Annotated in this window: 18 protein-coding genes; 15 read left to right on the top strand and 3 right to left on the bottom strand. The window is 72.4% G+C overall.

Annotated elements, in window-relative coordinates; all coding sequences use genetic code 11:
• Positions 1 to 1,460: 1,460 nt before the first annotated feature.
• The 13 genes from AC4F3Q_RS07870 (at position 1,461) to AC4F3Q_RS07810 (ending at position 15,496) form a co-directional block, all read left to right on the top strand.
• Positions 1,461 to 2,369 carry a hypothetical protein gene (locus AC4F3Q_RS07870; protein ID WP_491039474.1) on the top strand — a complete coding sequence of 303 codons (909 nt, stop codon included), beginning with the start codon at positions 1,461 to 1,463 and terminating at the stop codon, positions 2,367 to 2,369.
• Positions 2,366 to 3,403, top strand: a complete 1,038-nt coding sequence (locus AC4F3Q_RS07865; RefSeq protein WP_491039473.1) for an HAD-IIA family hydrolase — start codon at positions 2,366 to 2,368, stop codon at positions 3,401 to 3,403. The genes AC4F3Q_RS07870 and AC4F3Q_RS07865 overlap by 4 nt, the downstream gene beginning before the upstream one ends.
• A gap of 138 nt (positions 3,404 to 3,541) precedes the next feature.
• Positions 3,542 to 3,694: a hypothetical protein gene (locus AC4F3Q_RS07860; protein ID WP_168447552.1), complete on the top strand. Its 153-nt coding sequence runs from the start codon at positions 3,542 to 3,544 to the stop codon at positions 3,692 to 3,694.
• A gap of 1 nt (position 3,695) precedes the next feature.
• A complete protein-coding gene (locus AC4F3Q_RS07855; protein ID WP_491039472.1) occupies positions 3,696 to 4,580 on the top strand; it encodes a TlyA family RNA methyltransferase in 885 nt (294 codons plus the stop codon).
• The gene (locus tag AC4F3Q_RS07850) at positions 4,577 to 5,503 is read left to right on the top strand and encodes an NAD kinase (protein WP_491039471.1); all 927 of its coding nucleotides are present in this window, start codon (positions 4,577 to 4,579) and stop codon (positions 5,501 to 5,503) included. Before AC4F3Q_RS07855 ends, AC4F3Q_RS07850 begins: the two co-directional genes overlap by 4 nt.
• A gap of 2 nt (positions 5,504 to 5,505) precedes the next feature.
• Entirely contained in the window at positions 5,506 to 7,224 is a 1,719-nt protein-coding gene (gene recN, locus AC4F3Q_RS07845) for a DNA repair protein RecN (RefSeq protein ID WP_491039470.1), read from the top strand.
• An 8-nt stretch (positions 7,225 to 7,232) separates the two neighbouring features.
• Entirely contained in the window at positions 7,233 to 8,417 is a 1,185-nt protein-coding gene (gene steA, locus AC4F3Q_RS07840; RefSeq protein WP_491039469.1) for a putative cytokinetic ring protein SteA, read from the top strand.
• 52 nt (positions 8,418 to 8,469) lie between these two features.
• Complete coding sequence (locus AC4F3Q_RS07835; RefSeq protein ID WP_491039468.1) at positions 8,470 to 9,510, top strand: copper transporter; 1,041 nt, start codon at positions 8,470 to 8,472, stop codon at positions 9,508 to 9,510.
• The gene (locus AC4F3Q_RS07830; RefSeq protein ID WP_491039467.1) at positions 9,507 to 10,364 is read left to right on the top strand and encodes a hypothetical protein; all 858 of its coding nucleotides are present in this window, start codon (positions 9,507 to 9,509) and stop codon (positions 10,362 to 10,364) included. The genes AC4F3Q_RS07835 and AC4F3Q_RS07830 overlap by 4 nt, the downstream gene beginning before the upstream one ends.
• Positions 10,346 to 12,019: a murein biosynthesis integral membrane protein MurJ gene (gene murJ / locus AC4F3Q_RS07825; protein ID WP_491039466.1), complete on the top strand. Its 1,674-nt coding sequence runs from the start codon at positions 10,346 to 10,348 to the stop codon at positions 12,017 to 12,019. Before AC4F3Q_RS07830 ends, murJ begins: the two co-directional genes overlap by 19 nt.
• Position 12,020: 1 nt before the next feature.
• Complete coding sequence (locus AC4F3Q_RS07820; RefSeq protein ID WP_491039465.1) at positions 12,021 to 13,085, top strand: glycosyltransferase; 1,065 nt, start codon at positions 12,021 to 12,023, stop codon at positions 13,083 to 13,085.
• Between the two features lie 90 nt (positions 13,086 to 13,175).
• Entirely contained in the window at positions 13,176 to 14,840 is a 1,665-nt protein-coding gene (gene pyrG, locus AC4F3Q_RS07815) for a CTP synthase (RefSeq protein WP_491039464.1), read from the top strand.
• Positions 14,837 to 15,496 carry an NUDIX domain-containing protein gene (locus AC4F3Q_RS07810; RefSeq protein WP_491039463.1) on the top strand — a complete coding sequence of 220 codons (660 nt, stop codon included), beginning with the start codon at positions 14,837 to 14,839 and terminating at the stop codon, positions 15,494 to 15,496. The genes pyrG and AC4F3Q_RS07810 overlap by 4 nt, the downstream gene beginning before the upstream one ends.
• A 104-nt stretch (positions 15,497 to 15,600) precedes the next feature.
• On the opposite strand, the gene AC4F3Q_RS07805 is transcribed toward AC4F3Q_RS07810, so the two are convergent.
• The 3 genes from AC4F3Q_RS07805 to AC4F3Q_RS07795 all read right to left on the bottom strand — a co-directional run bounded on the left by AC4F3Q_RS07805 (position 15,601) and on the right by AC4F3Q_RS07795 (position 18,358).
• Positions 15,601 to 16,578 carry a COX15/CtaA family protein gene (locus tag AC4F3Q_RS07805; protein WP_491039462.1) on the bottom strand — a complete coding sequence of 326 codons (978 nt, stop codon included), beginning with the start codon at positions 16,576 to 16,578 and terminating at the stop codon, positions 15,601 to 15,603.
• 62 nt (positions 16,579 to 16,640) lie between these two features.
• Complete coding sequence (locus tag AC4F3Q_RS07800; RefSeq protein WP_491039461.1) at positions 16,641 to 17,423, bottom strand: ABC transporter permease; 783 nt, start codon at positions 17,421 to 17,423, stop codon at positions 16,641 to 16,643.
• Positions 17,420 to 18,358: an ABC transporter ATP-binding protein gene (locus AC4F3Q_RS07795; protein WP_491039460.1), complete on the bottom strand. Its 939-nt coding sequence runs from the start codon at positions 18,356 to 18,358 to the stop codon at positions 17,420 to 17,422. Before AC4F3Q_RS07795 ends, AC4F3Q_RS07800 begins: the two co-directional genes overlap by 4 nt.
• Before the next feature lie 112 nt (positions 18,359 to 18,470).
• Here AC4F3Q_RS07795 and AC4F3Q_RS07790 point away from each other — a divergent pair, with 112 nt between their 5' ends.
• Positions 18,471 to 20,231 (top strand): CDP-glycerol glycerophosphotransferase family protein, encoded by a 1,761-nt coding sequence (locus AC4F3Q_RS07790; RefSeq protein ID WP_491039459.1) that lies wholly within the window; start codon positions 18,471 to 18,473, stop codon positions 20,229 to 20,231.
• 54 nt (positions 20,232 to 20,285) lie between these two features.
• Entirely contained in the window at positions 20,286 to 22,049 is a 1,764-nt protein-coding gene (locus AC4F3Q_RS07785) for a fibronectin type III domain-containing protein (RefSeq protein ID WP_491039458.1), read from the top strand.
• The last annotated feature ends 95 nt before the right edge of the window (positions 22,050 to 22,144 follow it).

The raw sequence follows: 22,144 nt of genomic DNA, 5'->3' as shown, positions 1-22,144 counted from the left end.
GGAGACGGGGTGGGAGAGTAGGACGCCGCCGGACAACCATTCACCAAAGGCCCACCCCGATCGGGGTGGGCCTTTGGTGTACCCGCAGTGGTCGTCGTCGCGACAGACGCCCCGCCGGAGCCGCCGTGGCCTGTGGGTATGGCCCAAGGCAGCTCGTCATGGCTTCGCAGGCGCCTCGCCGCACAGCACCAGGCGCTTCCGGCTGGTCGTTCGACGTTCGTCACACCTCGCTCCTCAGTGTTCTCTGCGACAATGGAGCGCAACTCAATCGTGGAAGGAACCGCATCAGCGTGAACGAGAACCCAGACAGGAATCGCCGCGACGACGGCGAGCAGCCCAGGCGGTCCTCGTCTGCACCTCGAGGCGGCCGCGACGACCGCGCCCGTGGCGGTGCCCGTGGAGGCGGCGAGTACGGACGTCGCGACTCGGGGACCCGCTACGGCGACGCACGACGTAGCGACGCCCAGTCCAGCGGCTCGCGGGCTGGTCGTGACGGTGTCCGCAGCGACCGTGATTCGCGTCCGTCATACGGTTCTCGTCCTTCGTTCGGCTCCGACCGTCGAGACGACCGCGGGCCGGCGCGCGACGACCGCGGACTTCGTGGTGGTGAGCATCGCCGGGACGGTGAGCGTCCGCAGCGTCAGGAGCGTGGCGCTTACGGTTCCCGCCCGTCCTTCGGCGGTTCCCGCGATGCTGACCGTCCGCAGCGCGACGAGCGCGGCTCCTACGGTTCCCGCCCGTCCTTCGGCGGCTCGCGCGACGGTGCGAGAGACTCTCGCCCCTCCCGCGGAGGCTACCGTGATTCGCGTTCGTCCTACGGGGCAGCGCGTGGCGACCGGGATGTGCGTCCCTCGTCCGGCGCGCCGCGCAGTGGCGACCGTGATTCGCGTCCGTCATACGATTCTCGTCCGTCTTTCGGCTCCGATCGCCGAGACGACCGCGGGCCGGCCCGCGACGACCGCGGATTCCGTGGTGGTCAGCCTCGCCGGGACGGTGAGCGTCAGGAGCGTGGCTCTTACGGCTCCCGCCCGTCCTTCGGCGGTTCCCGCGACGCTGACCGCCCGCAGCGCGACGAGCGCGGCTCCTACGGTTCGCGTCCCTCCTTCGGCGCAGACCGCCGGGACGATCGGCCCCAGGGCAACGAACGGCCCCGGCGCAACGAGCGTCCCCGTGGGGCGAGCGACGCGTCACGGCGTGACGAGCGGCCCGCCAGCGGCGAGCGTCGCCCCTCCAGCTACGACCGTCGCCCTGCCCACCGCGAAGGGCGCCCGCCAGCCGGTGACTACCGGCCGCGCGCGTCCGACCGCGCAGAGTCCCGCGGCTACGAGGGCGCCGGTACGCGTCGTCGCGAGGACCGCCCGGACACTCGTCAGCGGCCCGAGCGTCACGATCACGCAAACCGTCCGCCGCGCGATGACCGGCCGCGTGATGCAGCCGGCGACGCTCCCCGTCACGGCCCCGTGCTGCCCGACGACGTCTCGTTCAGCGAGCTCGACCGGGACGCCCGCGGTCGCCTGCGCACCCTGAGCAAGGACAACGCCGAGGACGTCGGTCGGCACCTTGTCATGGTCGCCCGCCTGATCGACGTGGACCCGGAGCTTGCCTACGAGCACGCCCAGGAGGCCGTCCGCCGTGGTGGACGTGTCGACATCGTCCGCGAGGCCGCAGGCCTCGCCGCCTACCGCACCGGCCGCTACGCCGAGGCGCTCCGCGAGCTGCGCACCGTGCGGCGGCTCAACGGCTCGTCCGAGCACCTGCCGGTCATGGCCGACTGCGAACGCGGGTTGGAGCGCCCTGAGCGCGCCATCGCCCTCGCGGCCTCGCCCGAGGCCGAGACGCTCGACGCGTCGGCCAAGGTTGAGCTCGCGATCGTCGTCAGCGGCGCGCGGGGAGACCTGGGCGAGCTGGACGCGGCCCTCGCGGTGCTCGACCAGATCGAGATTCCGCGCGGCGAGCGCCTCCTCGAGGCGCGCGTCGCCGTGGCACGGTCCCTCGTGCACGAGGCCGCAGGCCGCGAGAGCGATGCTGCAGCTGCTCTCGTCGGCTTCACCGACGACGAGATCCGCGCCGCGAGCGGCGAGGTCGACGAAGAGGACGACGTCGTCGTCTACGACCTCAGCGAGGAGCTCATCCCCGAGCCTCAGGCCGTTGAGCACCCGGTCGCGGAAGCAGATGCCGCGACCGAGACGGCCGCCGCCGACACGTCGGACGAGCCCGAGGGCTCCGGCGGCGACGCCGGCTCGGCTCCCGAGGGCACGGCGTCGCACGACGCCGAGACCGCCGGGCCGGCTGACGCCGCGACGGCCGAGGAGCAGGACGACGCGTCGGCGACTGACGCTGCTGCCGACCGCGCGGAGGGTGAGAAGTGACCGCAGCAGGCCTCATTGGGACCGACCTGCCGCTCGCCGAGGCCTACGACCTCGCGCTCGTCGACCTCGACGGCGTCGCCTACCGTGGCCCGCTGCCGATCGACCATGCCGCAGACGGACTCACGTCGGCGCGGGAACGCGGGCTCCGGCTCGTCTACGTGACGAACAACGCGTCGCGCGAGCCCGAGTCGGTCGCTGACCAGCTCACCACGCTCGGGATCCCGACCCAGCCCGACGAGGTCATGACTGCGGCCCAGGCCGCGGCCAAGGTGCTCGAGACGCGACTCGCCCCCGGGGCGAAGGTGCTCGTCATCGGTGGCGCCGGCCTGCGCACAGCCGTGACCACCTCGGGCTTCACGATCGTCGGCTCTGCCGACGACGAGCCTGACGCGGTCGTCCAGGGCTTCGCGCCCGAGCTCGGCTGGGCCGACCTCGCCGAGGCGGCCTACGCCGTCGGCCGCGGGTCCTGGTACGTCGCGAGCAACCTCGACCTCTCCCTGCCGACCGCCCGTGGCTACGCCCCGGGCAACGGCTCGCTCGTGGGGGCCGTCGTCAACGCGACCGGAGTGACGCCCGACAGCGCTGGCAAGCCTTCCCCGCGGATGTACGAGCTCGCGGTCGAGCGGGCAGGCGCCGAGCGCGTGCTCGTCGTCGGGGACCGTCTCGACACGGACCTCGCCGGCGCGCGGGCCGGGGGATATCCCGGCCTGCACGTCCTGACAGGCGTCAACACCGCTCGCGACGACGTGCTCGCCGAGCCGCACCTGCGCCCGCACCTCATCGGTGAGGACCTTCGTGCGCTGCTCGTGGCGCACCCCGAACCCCGCCTCGAGGCTGGCTGGTGGGTCAGCCGCGGCGCGGCAGCCCGCGTCAACGACGGACGGCTCGAGCTCGACGAGACGCAGCTCTCGACCGACGCAGACGCCGTCGACATCGTGCGCGCCGCGTGCGCCGCGGCGTGGGACAGCGCGGACTCGGGAGCCGGCCCCGTCGACCCCCGGTCCGTCCCGGAGTTCGCGGTCGGGGACCACTGAGCCGCCCGTCCCCAACCATCGACGCCGCAGCCCCGGACCCACACGTCCGGGGCTGCGGCGTCGTCATGCCAGGCAGCCGGGCTAACCTGGGTGAGGCCTTCTCGTGGGCCACCGCGCCGACGACCCGACAGGAGGACCATGCAGGACAGCCGCACCGGTGACGCCGAGGTCGACCGCATGCTCGAGCGCCTCGACGGTCTGACCGCACGACCCGTCGTCGAGCACGTCCAGGTCGTCGAGCAGGTGCACCGCGAGCTCGAGGCCCACCTCACCGGGCAGGACGAGGGCTGAGATGACCTCAGGCGCCCACCGCGTCGACGTCGCCCTCGTCGCGCGCGGGCTCGTCCGATCACGCACGCTGGCCGCGCACGCGGTGCGCGACGGCCGCGTCCTCGCTGACGGCGTCGCCGTCACCCGGGCCTCGCACCCCGTTGACGACAGCACGTCTCTCGTCCTGCTCCCCGGCGACGTCGACCGGTACGTCTCGCGCGCCGGTCACAAGCTCGCCGGAGCACTCGACGCGATCGACGCGCTCGCCGACCACGTCCTCCCGTGCCCGCGTCCCGTGATCGACGGAGCGGTCTGCCTCGACCTCGGCGCGTCGACCGGGGGGTTCACCCAGGTGCTGCTCGAGCGCGGTGCACGCCAGGTCGTCGCACTCGACGTCGGCCACGACCAGCTCGACCCGACCCTGCGGGCCGACCCGCGCGTCGTCGAGCGCGAGGGCGCGAACGCACGTGAGCTCACGCCGGACGAGCTTCCCGACGACGTGCAGGTCGTCGTCGGCGACCTGTCCTTCATCTCGCTGACGCTCATCCTCCCGGCACTCCGTGCCTCCGCGCCCGCAGCCGACCTGCTGCTCATGGTCAAACCGCAGTTCGAGGTGGGTCGCGAGAGGCTGGGTCGCGGCGGCGTCGTCCGCGACCCCGAGCTGCACGTCACCGCTGTGCTCGACGTCGTCGGGTGCGCGACCGGGCTCGGCGCGCCACCCGTCGCCGTCGCAGCGAGCTCGCTACCCGGGCCGAGCGGCAACCGCGAGTTCTTCTGCTGGTTGAGCCCGCACCGCAGCGCCGTCGACCCGGCGTGGACCGCCGCCGCCGTGCGTGCTGCGGTGGCAGACTCTGAGGGGCGCCACGCCTTCGTGGTCGGCGCGACGACCGACGGAGGTGACCAGTGACCAGGACCGCGATCGTGGTGACTCACGGGGGCCGGCCCGAAGCGCTCGTCGCCCTGCGGGAGGCGATGCACGAGCTCACGGCGGCAGGCTTCACGGTCGTCCTGCACGACCAGGACCTGCCGACCCCGCACGGCGACCTCGTCGGCGCTCGACGCCCCGAGACGGCCGACGCCGAGATCGTCGTCGTGCTCGGGGGAGACGGGACGATCCTGCGCGCCGCCGAGCTCACGCGCGGGACGTCGGCACCCATCCTCGGCGTCAACCTCGGCCACGTGGGATTCCTCGCCGAGAGCGAGCGTGACGATCTGCGGGACGCCGTCCAGCGCGTCGCCGCCCGGGACTACCAGGTCGAGGAACGCGGGGTCGTCGAGGTCGAGGTGCGCGCACCCGGCCACGAGCGTCCCGTCATCGGCTGGGCGCTCAACGAGGCGACCGTCGAGAAGGCCGACCGGCAGCGCATGCTCGAGGTCGCGATCGAGGTCGACGGGAGGCCGCTGTCCTCGTTCGGTTGTGACGGTGTCGTCATCTCGACCGCCACCGGATCGACTGCGCACGCGTTCTCCGCCGGAGGGCCCGTCGTGTGGCCCGACGTCGACGCGATGCTCCTCGTGCCGCTCGCCGCGCACGCCCTGTTCGCCCGCCCGCTCGTGGTCGGTCCGCGATCGACCTTCGCAGTCGAGATCGTGACCCGCTCCCAGTCAGGCGGCGTGCTCACCCTCGACGGACGCCGCCGGATCGACGTCGCGCCCGGTGCACGCATCGAGGTGCGGCGCGGCTCCGACCCCGTGCGTCTCGCGCGGCTGAGCCACGCGCCGTTCACCGACAGGCTCGTGCGCAAGTTCTCCCTGCCTGTCGTCGGCTGGCGGGGCGGCGCGCCGCGCACCGGCTCCCAGCCCGTCATCCCGCACCACCCGAAGGACTGACAGTGCTCGAAGAGATCGTGATCGAGAACCTCGGAGTGATCAGCCGGGCCCACATCCCGCTCGCCCCGGGGCTCACGGCGATCACCGGCGAGACGGGCGCCGGCAAGACCATGCTCCTGACCGGGCTCGACCTCCTGCTCGGTGGCAAGGCCGACTCCGAACGCGTGCGCACCGGTGCCGACCGGGCTCTCGCCGAGGGGCGCTTCGTCCTCGCCCCCGGCTCCGCCGTCGCTGAACGCGTCGAGGACGCTGGCGGCGCGCTCGACGACGACGGCTCCCTCGTCGTCCTGCGCACCATCACCTCGGGGCGGTCGCGCGCGCACCTCGGAGGCCGCAGCGTGCCGCAGAGCGTCCTCGCCGACCTCGCGGAAGAGCTGGTCACGGTGCACGGCCAGAGCGACCAGCTGCGCCTGCGGTCCCCGCGACGCCAGCGCGACGCGCTCGACACCTTCGCCGGGGCGGCTCACGCCCGCGCGCTCGACGACTACCACGCACTGTGGACCGAGCGGGGCGCCGTCGCCGAGGAGATCGACCGGCTCACCTCCCAGCGCGACGACCGTGCACGCGAAGCCGAGCTGCTCCGCCTCGGCCTCGCCGAGGTCGAGCGGGTCGACCCGCAGCCGCACGAGGACACCGAGCTCGATGCCGAGATCGCCCGGATGAGCAACGTCGAGGACCTCCGGGCACGGACGGCGGTCGCGCACGATGCCGTCACGGGCGACGAGTTCGCGTCCGGCGACGCGCCCTCCGCCGTCGCACTCGTCGAGCGTGCACGCCGAGAGCTCGAGGCCGCCGCCGCGCACGACCCGTCGCTCGCACGCCTCGCCGAACGCGCCGCCGAGATCGGCTTTCAGCTCGCCGAGCTCGCCGCGGACCTGTCCGGATACCTGCAGGACCTCGCCGTCGACCCTGGCCGGCTCGAAGAGGCCAACACCCGCCGCGCCCAGCTCGGCCAGCTCACCCGCAGCTACGGCAGCGACGTCGACGCCGTCCTCGAGTGGGCGTCCGCTGCAGGCCTGCGCCTGCTCGACCTCGAGGGTGGCGACGAGCGGCTCGCCGACCTCGCTGCCCGCCGGGACGAGATCGACGCGGCGCTCACCGAGCGGGCCGCGACGATCAGTGCGACCCGACGCGAGGTCGGGGCGCGGCTCGCCGATCTCGTCTCTGCCGAGCTCGACGGACTCGCCATGGCGGGTGCCCGGCTCGAGGTCGAGGTCCGCCCCGACGAGCCCGGACCGTGGGGCGCGGACGCCGTCGTCATGAGCCTGCGTCCGCACCCCGGCGCACCCGCGAGCCCGCTCGGCAAGGGCGTCTCCGGCGGCGAGCTGTCCCGCGTCATGCTCGCGATCGAGGTCGTGCTCGCCCAGGCCGCGCGCGAGGAACGCGGCGGGGGCGTCCCGACCTTCGTGTTCGACGAGGTGGACGCAGGGATCGGCGGCCGTGCCGCCCTCGAGGTGGGCCGCAGGCTCGCCGCGCTCGCCCGCTCCGCCCAGGTCGTCGTCGTCACGCACCTCGCCCAGGTCGCCGCGTACGCCGACCAGCACCTCGTCGTCACCAAGTCCACCGGCTCGGGCGGTGACGTCGTCACGCAGTCCGACGTCACCGTCGTCACGTCCGACGACCGTGTGACGGAGCTGGCCCGCATGCTCTCCGGGCAGGAAGAGTCCGACGCCGCGCGCACGCACGCCGCGGAGCTTCTCGCCGCCGCCGACATGGGATGATCTTCACGATGAAACTCACCTCCCGCAGACGACGGACCGACGTCGCGACCCCTGGGCTCCTCGCGCCCGTCCGCGTCGACCCTCGCACCAAGAACCTGACGAAGCGACTCCGCGCAGGCGAGATCGCGGTCATCGACCACCTCGACATCGACCGCGTCGCGGCCGAGGCGCTCGTCGCCGCGCAGCCCGCCGCGATCCTCAACGCCTCGAAGTCCATCTCGGGCCGCTACCCGAACCTCGGACCCGAGATCATCGTCGAGGCAGGCATCACGCTGATCGACGACCTCGGACCCGACATCATGGCGCTCACCGAGGGGCAGCGGGTCCAGGTCGACGGCGCCCAGGTCCTCCACGGCGGTCACCTCGTCGCCGAGGGCGAGCTGCAGACGGCCGACACCATCGAGGTGAGCCTCGCCGAGGCGCGCGAGGGGCTGTCCGCCCAGCTCGAGGCGTTCGCTGCGAACACGATGGACTACCTGCGCCGCGAGCGAGAGCTCCTCCTCGACGGCGTCGGGGTCCCGGAGATCTCCACCAAGCTCGAAGGGCGGCAGGCGCTCATCGTCGTCCGCGGCTACCACTACCGCGAGGATCTCGCGACGCTCCGTCCGTACATCCGCGAGTACCGCCCGGTCCTCATCGGTGTCGACGGCGGTGCCGACGCGATCCTCGACGAGGGCTGGCGCCCGGACATCATCGTCGGCGACATGGACTCCGTCTCGGACAAGGCCCTCACGAGCGGCGCGGAGATCGTCGTGCACGCGTACCGGGACGGCAAGGCGCCCGGACTCGAGCGCGTCGAGCGCCTCGGGGCGAAGCACGTCGTGTTCCCCGCGACCGGCACGAGCGAGGACATCGCGATGCTCCTCGCCGACGACAAGGGCGCCGACGTGATCGTGGCCGTCGGTACGCACGTCACCCTCGTCGAGTTCCTCGACAAGGGCCGTTCCGGCATGGCGTCGACCTTCCTCACCCGACTGCGCGTCGGCGGCAAGCTCGTCGACGCCAAGGGCGTCTCCCGCCTCTACCGCCAGCGGATCTCGAACGCGCAGCTGGCGATGCTCGTCGTCTCCGGCCTCGTCGCTCTCGTCGTCGCGCTCATGTCGACCGCCGCCGGGCAGACTCTCTTCGGGCTCACGGGAGCCTGGATGGACGACGTCTGGAGCTGGATCCTGGGGCTGTTCGCCTCACCCTGACCAGCCCGGCCCCACCCGCAACTCCGCTACCGACCGAGGATGAACCCCCGCCGTGATCGACTTCCGCTACCACCTCGTCTCCCTCATCTCGGTGTTCCTGGCGCTCGCCGTGGGCATCGTGCTGGGCGCAGGCCCGCTCAAGGAGGCGATCGGCGACCAGCTCACCGGCCAGGTCGAGTCCCTGCGTGCCGACAAGGAGAAGCTGCGCGCTGACCTCGACGAGGCAGCCGCCGACCTCTCGCAGCGCGACGCGTTCCTCGACGCGACCGCACCGAGCCTCGTCGCCGGGTCGATCGCCGGCCGTCGCGTCGCGATCGTCGAGCTCGACTCCGCGAGCGACGAGACCGTCGCCGCGCTCTCCGAGCGTGTCGCCGCCGGCGGCGGGAAGGTGACCGCGCGGGTGCAGCTCGCGGACACGTGGACGAGCGAGGGCCAGGCCAAGTTCCGCCAGTCGCTCGCCGCCAACCTCGCCCAGTACCTCCCTGAGTCCCCAGACGGCTCGGTCGACGCGGACCTTGCGACCGCGCTCGTGCTCTCGCTCGTCCAGATCGACTCGAGCAAGCCCGACGCGTACTCCCCGGACGCGAGCGTGCTCCAGGGACTCCTCGCCGCTGGCGACCTGGTCACCTACGCACAGCCGGACGCGGCCCCCGCGGACATGATCGTCCTGCTCACGAGCGCGGACGAGCCGAAGAGCGACGAGACGCCGAGCAGCGGCACCCAGGCCGAGACCACGCGCCTCATCCACCAGGAGCTCGCGGCCGCAGCGGTCTCCGGGTCCGAGGCCGCTGTCGTCGTCGCGACCGGCACGAGCACGGCGCTCCTCGACGCGATCGCCGAGGGCGAGACGCCGATCAGCACGGTCGCCGACGCCGCCACCACGACGGGCCAGATCACGACAGTCCTCACGCTCGCAGCCCAGGCCTCCGGGACGGTCGGGCACTACGGTCCGCAGTCCGGCGCGACCGCGGTCGCGCCCCCGGTCGTGCGGCTCGCCGAGGTCGACCGCACCGCACGCACCGCCGTCGCGCAGGAGGCCGACGGCGGAGCCGAGACCCAGGACGGCGACGCGGACACGGGCGACGGCGCATGACGCGCCTGCGCGGCTCTGTCGCGGGCGCGCTCTCAGGTGTCACGGCACGCAACCTCGTCCGCGCGGCACTCGACGAGCAGATGCCCGGCGGGACCGCGACGTGGCTGCGCACCAACTTCCGCGGCACGCGCGTCAGCCTCATGGGCGGCCCTGCCCTTGCGTCCGGCCTCGCGGCAGGTGCGCTGACGACCGGTGTGGTCTCGCGACGCGCCCGGGTGGGAACGGCAGGCGCTGTCGCTGCGCTCGCCGGGGGAGCCGCTGGGCTCAACGACGACCTGCACGAGGACACCGAGCAGCGGGACAAGGGCCTGCGCGGTCACCTCGGTGCGCTGCGTGAGGGCCGCGTCACGACAGGAGCGATGAAGATCGGCGTGATCGGCGCAGGCGCGCTCGCCGCCGCCGCGCTCGTCGGCCGGGACCGCCGCGGAGCGCAGGCGTCGTCGTCCGTCACCGCGCTCGGAGACCTCGTCCTCGACTCGATCCTCGTGGCAGGTTCAGCGAACCTCGTCAACCTCTTCGACCTCCGGCCCGGGCGCGCGCTCAAGGTGGGGCTGATCGGCGCGGCGACGGTTGCCCTGGCTGGCGCCCCGGCACAGGCGGCAGCCGTCGTCGCGCCCGTCGCGGCATCTCTCCCAGCCGACCTCGCCGAGCTCGACATGCTCGGTGACAGCGGTGCGAACGCGCTCGGAGGCGTCGTCGGTGTCGGGCTGACACAAGCGTCACGGCCCGCGCGGCTGGTCGCTGCCGCGACAGTCGTGGGTCTCACCCTCGCGTCCGAGAAGGTCAGCTTCTCCCGTGTCATCGAGCGCACCCCCGTGCTCTCCGCCCTCGACTCGTGGGGCAGACGGCCGTGAACCTGAGGTCGCGCTCGGGCCGGATCGCCACGGGCCTGGTCGGCGCGGCCGCGATGATCACGGCGATCACGCTCCTCTCGCGGATCCTTGGCTTCACCCGCTGGATGGTGCAGGCGGGCACCGTCGGCTACGGCGCCACGGGGACCGCGTACGCATCCGCGAACGCGCTGCCCAACGTCCTGTTCGAGGTCGCCGCCGGCGGCGCCCTCGCGGGCGCCGTCGTGCCGCTGCTCGCCGCGCCTCTCGCGCGAGGCGCACGCGCCGAGGTCGATCGCATCGCGTCGGCGGCGCTCACGTGGACTGCGACGATCCTCGTCCCGCTCGCGGTCTTCGTCGCGGTCCTCGCCGAGCCCCTCGTCACCGTCTTCCTCGGCGCCGGAGCACCGAGCGCGCAACTCGAGCTCACTGCGCACTTCCTGCGGGTGTTCGCGTGGCAGGTCCCGCTCTACGGCCTCGGCGTCGTGCTGACCGGGGTGCTCCAGGCGCAGAAGAGGTTCTTCTGGCCGGCGTTCGTCCCGGTCCTGTCGACGCTCGTCGTCATCGGCGCCTACATCGTGTTCGGCGCCACCGCCGACGGTGCCCAGGACGACCTCGCCGCGCTCCCGGCCCGAGCCGTCGCCTGGCTCGCATGGGGCACGACCGCTGGCGTCGTCGCCCTCTCCGTCCCGCTGCTCCTGCCCACCGCGCGCGGCGGTGTCAGGCTGCGCCCCACGTGGCGCTTCCCCGAGGGCGTCGCGAGGCGCGCGCGGAAGCTCGCCGCCGCCGGGGTCGTCGCAGTCCTCGCGCAGCAGCTCTCGCTCGTCGCCACGATCTGGCTCGCGAACAACCGGGGCGGCGACGGCACCTTCGCCGTCTACCAGTACACGCAGGCCGTGTACGTCCTGCCCCACGCCGTGCTCGTCGTCCCGCTCGTCACGAGCGCCTTCCCGCGCATCGCCGACGTCGTCCACCAGCCTGAGCGCCTCGGCCGCCTCGTGTCACTGACCACTCGCGCGGTCCTCGTGCTCGGCGCGGTGGGCGCGAGCGCCCTCGTCGCCGCAGCCCCGCAGGTCGCCATGGTGTTCTCGACCGTAGGGCACGGTGACGACCAGGTGATCGCCGCCATGGCGCCCGCCCTGAGCTGGATGGCACCAGGGCTCGTCGGGCTCGGCGTCATGCTGCACCTGACCCGCGTGCTCTATGCGCTCGAGAGGTCACGCGCCGCGGTCCTCGCGTCGTCGGTCGGCTGGGCCGTCGGCATCGTCACCTCGGCCGTCCTGGCGGTCTCCGCCACGTGGGGCGGGCGAGACGCCACGGCGACCCTCGTCGCCCTCGGCATCGGCGGGTCGGTCGGTATGGTCGTCGGTGCGATCGCCGCGATCGTCGTGCTGCGCCGCACCGCGGGAGCGGACGCATCGCGAGGAGTCGCGCGGACAGCGGGAGTCGTCGCGTGCGTGGGAGCCGCGGGTGCGGCCGCCGGGCGCGTCGTCGCCGACCTCGTCGTGGAGGCGTGGCCGGGCACCACCGGGACCGTCGTGGCAGGTGGCGTCGGCGGCCTGCTCGCCGTCGTCGTCGTCCTCGCCGGTGCGTGGGTCGTCGACCGCGGGTCGGTGCGCGAGATGCTCGGACGTCCGCACGCCGCGCGGGTCGCCGCCGCAGCGACGGAAGGGGAGTGACATGCGGATCTTGCAGGTGCTCGGGACGAGCGCGGGCGGGGTGATCCGGCACGTCTCCGCCGTCTCGGTCGCACTCGCGGCGCACGGGCACGACGTGCGCGTCGCAGGCCCCGCGTCCTCCCGCGGGCTGCTCCACGAGCGGCTCCCGCTCGCTGCCGTCGAGATCGGCCCACGGCCCGGGCCGGGCGACCTCGCTGCGGTCCGTGCGCTGCGCGAGACCATGGCGGGAGCGGACGTCGTCCACGCGCACGGGCTGCGCGCCGGTGCCTTCGCCGTGATGGCTGCGCGGACGAGACGCTCGCGACCGCGCGTCGTCGTCACCCTCCACAACCTGCCGGTCGGCGGTCGCGCGGTGCGGGCCGTCTCTGCGGTCCTCGAGCGGGTCGTCGCGCGCGGCGCCGATGTCGTCCTCGGTGTGAGCGGCGACCTCGTCGCCCGTGCCGGGACGCTGGGCGCGCGTGGCGCCGAACGGGCGCTCGTGCCCGCTCCTGCTGTGCGCCCGGTCAGCGACGACGACGTCGCTGCGGTGCGAGCGGAGCTCGACGTACCCGGCCGGCTCGTGCTCACCGTCGCGCGCCTCGCCCCTCAGAAGGGCCTCGACACGCTGCTCGACGCCGCCGAGCGTCTCGCGCGCGACGTCCCCGACGCCACGTGGTGCGTGGCCGGAGACGGACCGTTGCTCGGCGAGACCGAGGACGAGATCCGACGCCGGTCGTTGCCGGTGCGCATGCTCGGCGCCCGCTCGGACGTCGCGGCGCTCCTGCGCGCCGCCGACGTCGTCGTGAGCACCGCCGTGTGGGAGGGCCAGCCGATCGCTGTCCAGGAGGCGCTCGGTGCAGGTGCTGCGCTCGTCGTGACCGACGCAGGCGGCACGCGTGAGGTCACGGGGGAGCGGGGCGCAGTCGTCGTGCCCGTCGGCGACCCGACCGCGCTCGCGCGCGAGACGGCCGCCCTGCTCGTCGACGACACCAGACGTGCAGGTCAGGGCGACGATGCGGCCCGACGGTCCCGGGAGCTCCCCACGAGCGACGACGTCGTCGCACAGCTCCTGCGGGTCTACCGATAGCTCCGCACGGCGGAGAGTCCGGCAACTGTGATGCTGCCGACGCGGCGGGTCCGGGGGCGGGCGGCCAACTCACTGATAGAGTGGAATCCCGTGGTAGAGCATGCGAATCGACTCTCCGGGCGGTCGGAATCCACGACCCGGCACATCTTCGTGACCGGAGGCGTCGCCTCCTCACTCGGCAAGGGACTGACGGCCTCGAGCCTCGGTCGCCTTCTCCGTTCTCGCGGCCTCCGCGTGACGATGCAGAAGCTCGACCCCTATCTGAACGTCGACCCGGGAACGATGAACCCGTTCCAGCACGGCGAGGTCTTCGTCACCGAGGACGGTGCCGAGACGGACCTCGACATCGGCCACTACGAGCGCTTCCTCGACGTGCCGCTCTCGGCGAGCGCGAACGTGACGACCGGCCAGGTCTACTCGCACGTCATCGCCAAGGAGCGTCGCGGCGAGTACCTCGGCGACACCGTCCAGGTCATCCCGCACATCACCGACGAGATCAAGACGCGGATGCGCGCCCAGGCGAGCCCCGACGTCGACGTGATCATCACCGAGATCGGTGGCACCGTCGGCGACATCGAGTCCCAGCCCTTCCTCGAGGCGGCCCGCCAGGTCCGCCACGAGCTCGGCCGCGACGACTGCTTCTTCCTGCACGTCTCCCTCGTCCCGTACATCGGCCCGTCGGGTGAGCTCAAGACGAAGCCGACGCAGCACTCTGTCGCCGCACTGCGCAGCATCGGCATCCAGCCGGACGCGATCGTCCTGCGCGCCGACCGCGACATGCCCGAGTCGATCAAGCGCAAGATCGCCCTCATGTGCGACGTCGACAACGAGGCTGTCGTCACGTGCAAGGACGCGCCGAGCATCTACGACATCCCCAAGGTGCTGCACGCAGAAGGCCTCGACGCATACGTCGTGCGTCGCCTCGGCCTGCCGTTCCACGACGTCGACTGGGACGGCTGGAGCCAGCTCCTCGAGCGCGTGCACAACCCTGAGCGTCACGTCGAGGTCGCGCTCGTCGGCAAGTACATCGACCTGCCGGACGCCTACCTCTCCGTGACGGAGGCGCTGCGTGCCGGCGGCTTCGCCAACAACGCGAAGGTCGCGATCCGCTGGGTCGCTTCCGACGAGTGCCAGACGCCCGAGGGTGCCGACCAGGCGCTCGGCGGTGCGGACGCGATCCTCGTGCCCGGTGGCTTCGGCGTCCGCGGCATCGAGGGCAAGCTCGGTGCGCTGCGCTGGGCGCGAGAGAACCGGGTGCCGACGCTCGGCATCTGCCTCGGCCTGCAGTCGATGGTCATGGAGTATGCCCGGAACGTCGTCGGCCTCGAGGGCGCCTCGTCCTCGGAGTTCTCGGACGACACCGCGCACCCCGTCGTCGCGACGATGGAGGAGCAGCAGGCGTTCGTCGACGGCGCTGGCGACCTCGGTGGGACGATGCGCCTCGGCGCGTACGACGCCGTCCTGGCGCCCGGCTCGGTCATCGCGGGGGTCTACGGGAGCACGCACGTCTCGGAGCGTCACCGCCACCGCTACGAGGTCAACAACGCGTACCGGGCTCAGCTCGAGGAGGCTGGCCTGGTCTTCTCGGGAACGTCGCCCGACGGAACGCTCGTCGAGTTCGTCGAGCTTCCCGCGGACGTGCACCCGTACTACGTCTCGACGCAGGCCCACCCCGAGTTCAAGTCGCGCCCGACCAAGGCTCACCCGCTGTTCGCCGGCCTGATCGCCGCGGCCGTGGCCCAGCAGGACTCATGACAGACCCCATCTTCGACCGCGTCGCCCCACGCCCCGTCGTCGACCGCAGCGCGGTCCACGACGGGGTCGTGTGGGACGTCGTGAGCGAAGACGTCGACCTCGGCGAGGCCGGGGTCGTCACTCGCGAGTGGGTCGACCACCCTGGGGCCGTCGCGACGATCGCGATGGACGACGAGGGTCGCGTCCTGCTGCTGCGCCAGTACCGCCACCCGGTACGACGCGAGCTCTGGGAGCCGCCCGCCGGCCTCCTCGACATCACCGCAGAGGACGCGTGCGTCGCCGCGCAGCGTGAGCTCGCGGAGGAGGCGGACCTGCGTGCCACGACCTGGCACGTGCTGGCCGACTACTTCACGACGCCGGGCGGCAACAACGAGGCGCTGCGCGTCTTCCTCGCCCGGGACCTGAGCCCCGTGCCCGAGTCCGAGCGCCACGTCCGCGAGGACGAGGAGATGGACATGGTGCCGCACTGGCTGCCGTGGGAAGAGGCCGTCGAGTCGGTGCTCGCCGGTCGCCTGCACAACCCGTCGACCGTCGTCGGGGTCCTGGCTCTCGCCGCCGCGATGAACCAGGGTCTCGAGACGCTCAGGCCGGGCGACGCACCGTGGCCCGAGCGGCGCGACGGTGTCCCTCCTGGCCGGCGAGGCCGCGGAGCGTGACGACGCACGCATGAGGGTAGACGAGAGGGGCGGACCGATGGTCCGCCCCTCTCGTCGTACCTGGCGGGAGGTTCACCTCCCGGACGACGCCCTCGCCGTCCCGGTCACGAGCGGCGTTCGTCAGACCGGGTGCGGGTCGACAGGACGAGGTTCGCCGCAGCTGCTGTCGACAGGGCAGCACCCAGCATGTGCAGCAGCACGAGAGTGATCGGCAGGTCGGTGAGGTACTGCGTGTAGCCGATGACCGCCTGCAGCGCGATGACCGCGCCGACGAGGATCAGCGCGCGACGGGGGCGTTCCGTGTCGGCCGTGCTGCGGGACGCCCGCACGACGAGCGCGGCCAGCACGGCGACGGACGCGATGTAGACCCAGACGCTCACGCCGTGCAGCTTCGCGGCGTGTGCGGGGTCGAGCGCGAAGCGGTAACCGACCTCCTCGTCGCCCGAGTGCGGGCCTGCGCCCGTCGTGATGACGCCCAGGACGAGCATCGGGACGGCAAGGACGCCGGTGAGCGCGGCGACCGCGCGCGCCGGCGACGGGAGAACGGGGCGCGCGGGCCCGTCGCTCTCTCCGTGGCGCACGATCAGCCACGTCGACGCGGCGACGAGGCCGAGCGAGATGAACATGTGCGAGCCGACGACCGCGGGATGCAGGTCCACGAGGACGGTGATCCCGCCGACGACGGCCTGGACGACGACCCCGATGATCGGGACGAGGCCGAGCACCCGGTAGGAGAGGGCTCGATCGCGCTGGCGCCACACCGCGACTGCTGTCAGCCCCGCGACGACGCACAGCACGAACGTGAGCGTCCGGTTCCCGAACTCGATCGCCGAGTGGAACGCCGCCTCCGGGTGGTAGACCGGTGTGAAGCTCCCCGGCTCGCACTGCGGCCACGTCGAGCAGCCGAGACCGGAGCCGGTCAGACGGACGAGGCCACCGGTGACGATGATGCCGATCTGGGCCACGAGGTTCGCGACGAGGATCGCCCGGCGCCGGGTGTCGGTCCACCGCACGAACCTCTCGAGGGGACCGCGCGGCGGGGTCGTGGTCGTCTGGGCAGGGGCGGCGTCCGGGGTCGTCACGGTCCCTACGCTATTCCTCACGCGCTGGGCCGGACGAATCTGGCAGCGTGATGCTCGTCGCGTCAGCTCCAGCGGAACGTGCGGGAGGTCGCCCAGCCGAGCCCGAAGGTCCACACCACGAGCGCCGCGACGTCGCGCAGAGCGACTCCGCCGTCGAACGCACCGCGCATCGCCTCACCGAGCGCGCCGGAGGGCAAGAGACGGACGATGTCGCCGGCGACGCCCGGGAACGACGACGTCGGGACGAGCGCGCCGCCGACGAGCGTGAGGACCACGAGCAGGAGGTTGGCCAGCGCGAGCACAGCCTCGAACCGGAGCGTCCCCGCGATGAGCATCGCCAACGACGTGAACACCGCCGTCCCGAGAGCACCGACCAAGAGCGCCGCCAGGACGTCGGGCGCTCCGGGACGCCAGCCGAGCACGACGGCACCGCCGCCGACGACGAGTGCCTGGACGACCTGGAGCACGAGGACTGCGGCGACCTTGCCGCCGAGCAGCCCGAACCTCCCGAGCGGGGTCGTCGCCATGAGACGAAGCACGCCCCCACGCCGGTCGAACGACGTGGCGATCGCCTGCGACGTGAAGGCCGCAGCCATGACGGAGAGCGCGAGCACGCCCGGCGTGACCACGTCGATGCGCGCGCGCCCGCCCAGGTCGATGTCGACGACGTCCGTCCCGCCGAGGACCACGAGCGCGACGAGGGGGAGCAGCAGCGTCACCAGGACCTGCTCGCCGTTGCGGAAGATCGACGCGATCTCGAACGACGTCTGGGCGCGCAGCCGTGCGCGCGCGGGAGCAGCAGCGGGAGCGGGGGCCGGGACGGGCCCCGGGGTCGTCGCGCTCATCGCATGGTCCTTCCGGTGAGGTCGAGGAAGAAGTCCTCGAGCGTGCGGCGCCCGAGGTCGAACCTCGTGACGAGCAGGTTCTCGTCGGCGCACCAGGTGAGCACCGCAGCGAGAGCGCCGGGATCGAGCGGACCAGCGACGCGCAGGCGCGTCGCCTCGGTCGACTCGACCGTCCACGCGGCGTCACCACCCAGACGGTCGTGCAGGCGAGCGCTCGCGTCGTGGGGGAGCGGCGCGTCCGTCTCGAACGTCGCGACCTGGTCGCCCGAGCCCGTCGTCAGCTCGGCGGGCGTGCCCTGCGCGATGACCCGCCCGTGGTCGACGACGACGACGTCGTCCGCAAGCTCAGCCGCCTCGTCCATGAGGTGCGTCGTCAGGATGATCGACGTGCCGACGCCGCGCAGGGCGCGGACGAGGTCCCACACGGCGAGGCGGCTCTGCGGGTCCATGCCGGCGCTCGGCTCGTCCAGGAAGACGACTTCGGGACGCCCGACGAGCGCGCACGCGAGCGCGAGACGCTGCCGCTGGCCGCCAGAGAGACGACGCACGGTCGTCGTCGCGAAGGACCCCAGGCCGAGACGCTCCTCGAGGTCGGCGACGTCCCACGGGTTGCGGTGCATGCGGGCGACGTGGCGGAGGACCTCGCCCGAGCGCTTCTGCGCGGGCAGACCGGAGTCCTGGAGCATGACACCCACGCGAGGGCGCAGCTCCACCGCGTCCGCGCGGGGGTCGAGCCCGAGCACCCGGACGGTCCCGCCGTCCGGGACGCGCAGGCCCTCGCAGCACTCGATCGTCGTCGTCTTGCCGGCTCCGTTCGGGCCCAGGACGGCCGTGACGCTGCCTGCGGCCGCTGTGAGGCTCAACGAGTCGACGACGGTCACGCCGTCGTACTTCTTGACGAGGTCCGTGACCTGCACGGCCGGGGTGGTGGGCACGGTCACCGAGTCTAGGACGAACGTCGCGTGCCCCGCCGACCCGCGGCCCACGAGGGCGGCGCCGTCCCAGCCGGTGCCCGGCGCAGCGCGACGACATCGGTACGATCTGGGCATGACTTCGCAGCACACGGGCGGTCGCGCCCTCCTGGCGGCAGTGCGTCGACGCGCGGAGGCTCGAGACCTCCTGCGCGTCACGATCGCGGTCGTCGCCCTCGTCCTCGTGATGGTCGCCCCCGGCACGCCGTTCCGCGCAGTGGGAGCGGCGCTCGCGACGCTCGTGCTCGTGGAGATGCTCGCTCGGCCGTCCGGCCCGGCGCGACGGGCGCTCAACGCGAAGGGGGCCGATGTCCTGGCGCGCGACCTTCAGGCGCGCACGGTCGTCGTCGTCGCCCTCGCGGCAGCGGCTGCCCCGACCCCAGGCTCTGCCGCGGGGATCCTCGTCTGGACGTGGGCGGCCGTCCTCGTCGCTTCCGCCGCAGCCGAGCCGCCGCTCAAGGCGTTCGGCAGGATCGCGCCGCTGCGCGTCGCCAACATCCCCTCGATGGGACAGGCGCCGGCCCGCCTGCAGCCGGGTACGTGGGTGCTCGCCGTCGCGGCGAGCACCGTGGCGCTCGCGCTCGCCGCTGCCGCCGGGCTCGTGGACGCGCCGGTCGTCGCAGGTGCGCTCGCGGTGGCTGGCCTCGCCGGGCACGCGGTCCTCGCCGTGCTCACGCTCGCGCGGATCATCCCCGTCGCGCGGCAGCGCGCTGCGCTGCGCGCCTTCCTCGCGGACCTTGCCCCCAAGATCGCGATCATGCACACCGGCGGCGAGTCGAGCGCTTCCTACCAGATCCCGATGTGGGAGCCGCACGTCCGTGCTGCTGGGCTGCCCTACATCGTGGTCGCGCGCTCTGCGGCGACCGTCCGCAGCATCGCGAAGCTCACGCCTGCGCCCGTCATCTGCGCGAACGACTCGGACCGGGGACTGCTCGACGCCGTGATGGTGCGCAGCCTGACGCTCGGGGTGTTCCTGCGCAACGCGAAGGAGAACCGCCCCTACCTCGCCTACCGACACATGCGGCACGTCTTCCTCAACCACGGCGACTCGGACAAGCCCGCGAACTTCAACCCGATGCATCGCGAGTTCGACCGGGTCTTCGTCTGTGGCGAGAAGGGCGTCGAGAGGTACGCCGAGCACGGCGTCGAGATCCCGCGAGAGCGTTTCGTGCTGGTCGGACGGCCGCAGATCGCTGACATCGTCAGGACCGACCGCCACGTGTCCGAGGTGGCCGAGCAGCGGGTGCTGTACGCGCCGACCTGGTACGGCAAGCACACGTACGACCGCTACACGTCGCTCCCGGTCGGGACCGAGATCGTCGCCGCACTGCTGCGGCGCGGCGCGACGGTCACGTTCCGCCCGCACCCGGTGAGCGAGATCATCCCCTCCGACCGGGAGCAGTGCGAGGCGATCCGCGCGATGCTCGAGGCGGACTCGCGCGAGTCGGGCCGGGCCCACACGTTTGGTCGGGCTGCCGAGAAGGACCGGACCGTCGCGGACTGCATCAACGACGTCGACGCGCTCGTCTCCGACGTCTCGTCGGTCACCTCGGACTTCCTCCAGTCAGGAAAGCCGTTCGCGCTCGTCGCGATGACGTGCTCGGGCGCCGAGTTCGTCCGCGAGTTCTCGGTCGCCCGTGCCGCGTACGTCATCGAGCGAGACCTGAGCAACCTCGACACCGCGCTCGAGCAGCTGCTCGTCTCCGACCCGCTGCACGACGAGCGGGAACGTGTCCGCGTCCACACCCTGGGCGACTTCGACGGCAACGAGGCGCACGACGCGTTCGTCGCGGAGGTGAAGGCGCTGGTCGCGCTCGGGCCCCGTCCCCGGGCGTGAGTCGTCGGTCACGAAAGGCTTCATCCAGAGCCCCGCATGACCGATGGTGGGTGTGTGAAGAACACCTCGATCCTCTCCCGGTCCGCCCTGGCCGGTGCTGTCGCGCTCTCGGTCCTCGTCGGTGGAGCCGTCATCCCCGCAGCCTCCGCGACCACCGCGCAGTCCGCGCCTGTCGCGACCTCCGTCGTCGCGGCCAAGAAGGCCAAGACGCCCAAGCGCGTGACGGGTGTCAAGCTCGCCAAGGGCGGCAGCCGGAACCACAACGTGCGTGTCGGCTGGACCTGGCAGAAGGGCGTCAAGCGCTACGAGGTCCAGGTGGCGACCGACAAGGCCTTCAAGAAGGACAGGGTCAAGACGGTGCGCGCCAACACCAACAGCAAGCCTGCCGGTGGACGGCTCGAGGTGACGGTCGAGGGGCTCAAGAACGCGACGACCTACCGGGTCCGTGTGCGTGCCGTCGCCAAGAACGGCGCCAAGGGCGCGTGGTCCGCCCCGAAGAAGGTCAAGACCAAGGTGCACATCCCCGAGCGCGTCACGTCGCTCGTGGCGACGCCCGGCCCCAAGCCGGGCGAGGTCCGCCTCACGTGGAAGCACAAGACGACGTACACGACGCACTACCGTCTCGAGCTCGCCTCGACGGTGTTCAACGACCAGAAGTCGAACCTGCCGAAGAAGGGTCGCAAGCACGTGCGGCTCACGATCCCGGCGAAGGGCAAGTCGTACGTCATCCCCGCCTCCGTGACGGCGAAGCTCGGCCTGCACCCGGCGAGCGGCAACCACCTCTACTACCGCTTCCGTGCGCTCAACAAGGGCACGGCCGGCACCAAGATGCGGCTCTACCCGTCGCTCCACGCCGTGCAGCCCGCCCGCCAGGCGGGCACGACCGCCGGGATGGTCCCGCTCAAGGTCGGTTCGTACAACGTCGTGTCGGCGCGCGTCGGCGCCAACTCCCAGCCCAGCAAGCCCTGGTCGAAGCGCAAGGGCAAGGTCGCGTCCACGATCGTCGCGTCCGGCGCGAGCGTCGTCGGCCTTCAGGAGGTCTCGCCCAGCACCGAAGAGGTGAGCGCTGACGGCAAGACCCGGCAGACCGAGTCCCTCCTCGCGGCCGTCCGCAGCGCCGCGAAGACCGCCGGGAGCAGCGCGGACTACGCGATGGTCCGCGTGAGCCCTTACCTCGAGCCGGGCTCGACCTGGGGCAGCCAGGGCCAGCGGATCCTCTACGACAAGAAGCGCCTGACCCTCCTGAGCAACTGCCCGGAGAACACGGGAGCGCGCTTCTACTCGGGCAGCTGCACGGCGAACCTTGCGGCGAACGCGTCGGACTCGAACGAGGACAAGCGGAAGTTCGCCTATGCAAAGTTCCGTGACAACAAGTCGGGCGGCGAGTTCTGGTTCGTCTCGACGCACCTCGACCCGCGCCAGGGTGCCGAGTCCCTGCGTGGCCGTCAGGCGCAGTCGATCATCTCGACGATGAGCCGCCTCAACACCCAGAAGCTGCCCGTCCTGGTGACGGGTGACCTCAACTCGTACCAGAACAAGTCCGCGGGCAACGCCCCGCACGACGCGTTCGTCGGTGCCGGGTTCCGCGACTCGTTCACGGCGACGAAGAAGAAGAACGCGGAGTTCTCGACGCTCAACGACTGGTACACGACGGTCAAGAAGTACGACCAGGGCTTCGGGGTCCGTCTCGACTACATCCTCGGTCAGGGCGTCGGCGACTTCACGAACCACGTCAACGAGATGGCACGCACGGACAGTGCGCGAGGCTCGGACCACAACATGGTCCACGCGACGGCCTACCTGCCGGTCCGCTCCTGAGCTGACACGACGACGAAGGGCCCGAGGCATGCGCCTCGGGCCCTTCGTCGTCGTGTGGCGTGTCGCACACGCGGGCGAGCGTGGTGCGGCGGTCG

The sequence above is a fragment of the Flavimobilis sp. BM9 genome (genome assembly GCF_058313055.1).
This window is presented reverse-complemented; position numbering and strand designations above follow the sequence as displayed.

Excerpts from the sequence above, each read along its gene's own strand:
- AC4F3Q_RS07820 (WP_491039465.1), top strand. The coding sequence starts at position 12,021 with ATGCGGATCTTGCAGGTGCTCGGGACGAGCGCGGGCGGGGTGATCCGG.
- AC4F3Q_RS07860 (WP_168447552.1), top strand. The coding sequence starts at position 3,542 with ATGCAGGACAGCCGCACCGGTGACGCCGAGGTCGACCGCATGCTCGAG.
- AC4F3Q_RS07810 (WP_491039463.1), top strand. The coding sequence starts at position 14,837 with ATGACAGACCCCATCTTCGACCGCGTCGCCCCACGCCCCGTCGTCGAC.
- AC4F3Q_RS07855 (WP_491039472.1), top strand. The coding sequence starts at position 3,696 with ATGACCTCAGGCGCCCACCGCGTCGACGTCGCCCTCGTCGCGCGCGGG.
- steA (WP_491039469.1), top strand. The coding sequence starts at position 7,233 with ATGAAACTCACCTCCCGCAGACGACGGACCGACGTCGCGACCCCTGGG.
- AC4F3Q_RS07800 (WP_491039461.1), bottom strand. The coding sequence starts at position 17,423 with ATGAGCGCGACGACCCCGGGGCCCGTCCCGGCCCCCGCTCCCGCTGCT.
- AC4F3Q_RS07830 (WP_491039467.1), top strand. The coding sequence starts at position 9,507 with ATGACGCGCCTGCGCGGCTCTGTCGCGGGCGCGCTCTCAGGTGTCACG.
- AC4F3Q_RS07790 (WP_491039459.1), top strand. The coding sequence starts at position 18,471 with ATGACTTCGCAGCACACGGGCGGTCGCGCCCTCCTGGCGGCAGTGCGT.